Source organism: Bacteroides sp. 43_46 (assembly GCF_001915455.1).
In the GTDB taxonomy this organism is placed as follows: Bacteria; Bacteroidota; Bacteroidia; order Bacteroidales; family Bacteroidaceae; genus Bacteroides; species Bacteroides caccae.
In genome coordinates, this window is the sequence record NZ_MNQN01000132.1 from 1 (window position 1) to 4,075 (window position 4,075).

The 4,075-nt window shown below is 41.1% G+C and carries 3 protein-coding genes and 3 pseudogenes; 4 read left to right on the forward strand and 2 right to left on the reverse strand.

The window, feature by feature from the left end; translation table 11 throughout:
* The first annotated feature begins 87 nt into the window (after window positions 1-87).
* The 4 genes and pseudogenes from BHV72_RS16665 (at window position 88) to BHV72_RS16680 (ending at window position 3,225) form a co-directional block, all read left to right on the forward strand.
* Window positions 88-642, forward strand: coding sequence for a Crp/Fnr family transcriptional regulator (locus BHV72_RS16665; RefSeq protein ID WP_502691119.1), 555 nt, complete (start codon window positions 88-90; stop codon window positions 640-642).
* Window positions 643-728: 86 nt separating this feature from the next.
* Window positions 729-1,055 (forward strand): DMT family transporter, encoded by a 327-nt coding sequence (locus BHV72_RS16670; protein ID WP_005678097.1) that lies wholly within the window; start codon window positions 729-731, stop codon window positions 1,053-1,055.
* A gap of 230 nt (window positions 1,056-1,285) precedes the next feature.
* A complete protein-coding gene (locus BHV72_RS16675; RefSeq protein WP_005681384.1) occupies window positions 1,286-2,650 on the forward strand; it encodes an MATE family efflux transporter in 1,365 nt (454 codons plus the stop codon).
* A 40-nt stretch (window positions 2,651-2,690) separates the two neighbouring features.
* Window positions 2,691-3,225: pseudogene (locus tag BHV72_RS16680) on the forward strand (Crp/Fnr family transcriptional regulator).
* An 83-nt stretch (window positions 3,226-3,308) separates the two neighbouring features.
* Here the strand turns inward: BHV72_RS16680 and BHV72_RS16685 are convergent.
* Together BHV72_RS16685 and BHV72_RS16690 are read right to left on the reverse strand one after the other, a co-directional pair.
* Window positions 3,309-3,581 (reverse strand): annotated as a pseudogene (locus tag BHV72_RS16685) (PDDEXK nuclease domain-containing protein); the annotation flags it as partial.
* Window positions 3,582-3,780: 199 nt separating this feature from the next.
* A pseudogene (locus tag BHV72_RS16690) lies at window positions 3,781-4,075 on the reverse strand (PDDEXK nuclease domain-containing protein); the annotation flags it as partial.

Consider the following 4,075-nt stretch of genomic DNA (forward strand, 5'->3'; position numbering starts at 1 on the left):
ATTTTGTTTCTTATTTGTTCCTCAATTAAAACTATAAAATTTTCAACACACTGAATTTCAAATCATTATATATACTATTTTTGAGAGATTGGATTTATTACCAATATTTACAAACTGCCGCTTGCATCCAAGGAAGCCCTGTTGAATGAAACACCGGAAGTAACCTATCCTAAAGGTTTCCACCTGTTTCTGGCAAACCGTAAAAGTTCCAAATTCTATCTGATGAAGAAAGGAATGTTGCATGCATATACCTATAAATCGGACAAGAAAGTGACATTCTGGTTCGGAAAGGAGGGCGACGCTATTTTCCCTTTGCAGACCCTTTACAATAATCAGGCGGGATATGAGAATATAGAATTATTGGAAGACAGTGTGCTGTATGAATTGAGTGTCGACAAACTGCACGACCTTTATCTGGTGGATATACATATAGCCAACTGGGGGCGGAAGTTTGCCGAAAGGGAGTGTATCAAATCAGAACAGCTATTTATATCACGGCAGTTCAAGACCTCATTGGAACGCTATCAGGATTTGATTGCTGATTACCCCGATATACTTCAACGTGTACCATTAGGTATTATCGCTTCCTATCTGGGAATCTCCCAAGTTAGTCTGAGCAGAATAAGGGCGAAGATAAGATGATTTTTTATCAAATGTAAAATCCCTTTTTTACAAATGTAAAATAGAGGCTGCCGGAAATTCATGACCTTTGCAAATAAAAAAATGTTATGAATTGGATTCTTTTGATTTTGGCAGGTTGCCTTGAGCTGGTGTTTACTTTCTGCCTGGGAAAGATAAACAGGGTATTCGGAATGGAAAAATATGTGTGGTCATTCGTACTCTTGGTATCCTTATGTGTGAGTATGCTACTTCTGATAAAGGTGACCAAGACATTGCCGGTTGGTACGGCTTATGCGATATGGACAGGCATCGGTGCGGCGGGCACGGTATTAATCGGTATTTTCTTCTTTAAAGAACCTGCAAGTGTGGGACGGTTGTTCTTTATCTTCACACTGATTTGCTCCATTATCGGGTTGAAATTGGTATCACATTGATATCCGATTGTATCCTGAAAAAATAAAGTGCAGCTATAATTTGGTAGTTATGAAAACAAAGCCCATATTTGCAGCCCGAAAACAGGGGCAGGCATAAAAATCCTCATCGGAGGGTGCTATAATAGATAATTATAGTGCCGGATAAGATGAATGGTGCAAATCATTCGCTTGTCCGGCACTATTTTTTTATTGTAACAATTTAAGATAAGAGGTAAAGTATCGAAGAAACTATGAAAGAGTTGAATTTGACACAGGGGAGCGTTCCGAAAGTATTGCTGCAATTTGCAGTACCTTTCCTTATTGCCAACGTGCTTCAGGCACTTTATGGTGGGGCGGACTTGTTTGTTGTAGGGCAATACGATGATTCTGCCAGTGTGGCGGCTGTAGCTATCGGCAGCCAGGTGATGCAGACGATTACAGGTATCATCCTTGGCATTACAACGGGGACAACCGTGCTGATTGCTATTGCCACCGGAGCAAAGGATAATAGGAAAGTGGCATCTACAATCGGTTCTTCCGTATGGCTGTTTTCAATCGTAGGTGTTTTGCTGACTTTAGTCATGGTCGTGTTTCACGGGCAGATAGCCGAACTGATGCATACGCCTGCGGAAGCAATGGCTGATACGAAAAGTTATATTCTGGTATGCTCGACAGGTATTTTATTCATTATTGGGTACAACGTAGTGTGTGGTATCCTGCGTGGACTGGGCGACTCCAAAACACCGCTTTATTTTGTAGGATTGGCGTGCGTGATTAATATTGTCCTTGACTTTATTTTGGTCGGCTATTTCCATTTGGGGGCTACGGGAGCCGCATTGGCTACAATAACAGCACAGGGGGGCAGTTTTGTTATTTCGCTTTGGTTCTTGCACGGGCATGGATTCCATTTCGAGTTTACTCGGAAAGATATCCGGCTTAACAAGAACTTATCCAAAAAGATTATGGTGCTGGGAGCACCCATTGCATTGCAGGACGCGTTAATCAATATTTCATTCTTGATTATAACGGTCATTGTCAACCAAATGGGAGTCATCGCATCGGCGTCTTTGGGTGTTGTGGAGAAAATCATCGTCTTTGCGATGCTGCCGCCAATGGCGATATCGTCGGCAGTGGCAACCATGACGGCACAGAATTACGGTGCGGGACTGATACAGCGGATGAACAAATGCCTGGCTTCGGGCATTGGGATTGCCCTTGTTTTCGGTGTATCGGTTTGTGTGTATTCCCAATTCCTGCCGGAGACGCTTACCGCATTCTTTTCCAAAGATGTGGCGGTGGTGGCAATGGCGGCGGAGTATCTGCGGGGGTATAGTATCGACTGTATCATTGTAAGTTTTGTGTTTTGCATCAATTCTTACTTCAGCGGACAGGGGAATTCATTGTTCCCGATGATTCACAGTCTGATAGCGACCTTCCTGTTCCGTATTCCGTTGTCGTACTGGTTCAGTCAGATAGACAGTTCCTCGCTGTTCCTCATGGGCTTTGCTCCGCCCTTGTCGACGGTGGCTTCGTTGTTGATTTGTATTTGGTATTTGCGATATAACCAAAAGAGAATGTACTCGAAAGGCACTGCGATGCCTGCTATATCGAATTAAGTGTTTTCTAAGTGACATATATTAACTAAAATCAATTTGTATGGAGGCTTATTTGAAGAAACTCTGTTTTGAGTATAGAAGTGACAGAACTGTTGGCTCGTATGGAAATGGTGCATTTGGATAAAGGCGAGACGATTGCTTCTGCTACAATGCCCGAGCAGAGCTTGTATATTATCGTTTCCGGTATCTTGCATACATTTTCCAGTCATCAGGGAAAGGACAGGACTATTCGCTTCCTGTCGGCAGGGGATGCGATATTGTGTTACAACACAAGAAAACATTCCGTAAAAACACTGACGAGATGTGTGGCTTACTACATCAGCGAGGATAAGATTGAAGAACTGTGCGCTACGTCCATAACGTTCTCCAACCTGGTACGTCAGCTCATGGAATACCAGTTTTACTTTAAAGAAGAAATGAATGTGAATACGCGTAAACTGACAATTAGAGAAAGGTATCTTTCTCTATTGACGGAAATACCCGATATCCTGTACAGAGTCCCTCTGAAGTATATTACTCATTATTTAGGGGCTGATGTGATAAGCTTGGGGTATTTGGTGGGAAGTCAGAAATAAGAAAGCGTTTAGTTATCTATAAAACAAGGCTGATGTAAAAGCAGCCAAATTCATTGATTGAGCAAAGAGTTTGGCTACTTTCTTTATAATAGCTTTTTAAGTTCCTCTATATCAGGCAAAGCTTTCCTCAGTCGTTCGGGCATGTCAGATGCGGTTTTATAGGTAGCTACACCCATTGGTTTTTCATAGTCCCTGACGGCATATTCTACATATGCTTTATCCGCACTTTTACACAATACGATGCCGATTGACGGATTTTCATTCGGTTTGCGCACAAAATCATCAAGGACACTAAGATACATATTCAATTGTCCAAGATATGCAGTCTTGAAAGACCCTGTCTTTAGCTCAATTGCTGATTTGCATTATTTGAATAATAACGACTTAATGGTAATGTTAAATCATAACGAAGTCCACTATCTACTACATCAGCCTCAACCTTAGCGGTTTCAAGATTTAATTTCTCACCACGTTTTAAAATTTTAAAAATAAGCTTTTCATTATCTCCACCCTGTTTACTGCATAGATTTTCGATGTGCTCTACACAAGGGGTATCTATTGAAGTAAAGCCGAAGCTTTTATAAGTTTCTTTAATGCATCCACTTTTAGAAGTTCATTAGCACATAATCTTATATAGAAATAACGTTCTTCGGCAGTTTTTACCTGTGATAGAATTGTTGTGTGATGGGTAAAACCTATTTTAAAGAACTCTTCTACGGGGAAATCCTTGAAATTCGGAAGTTGCAACTGCCGAATTTCTGCTGTCTCTTTTAATTCATCAGTTGCAACTGATGAATTTGCTTCTTGCTCACTTTCAGTATTTTGTGTTTTGTCAGTTGTAACTGATGAA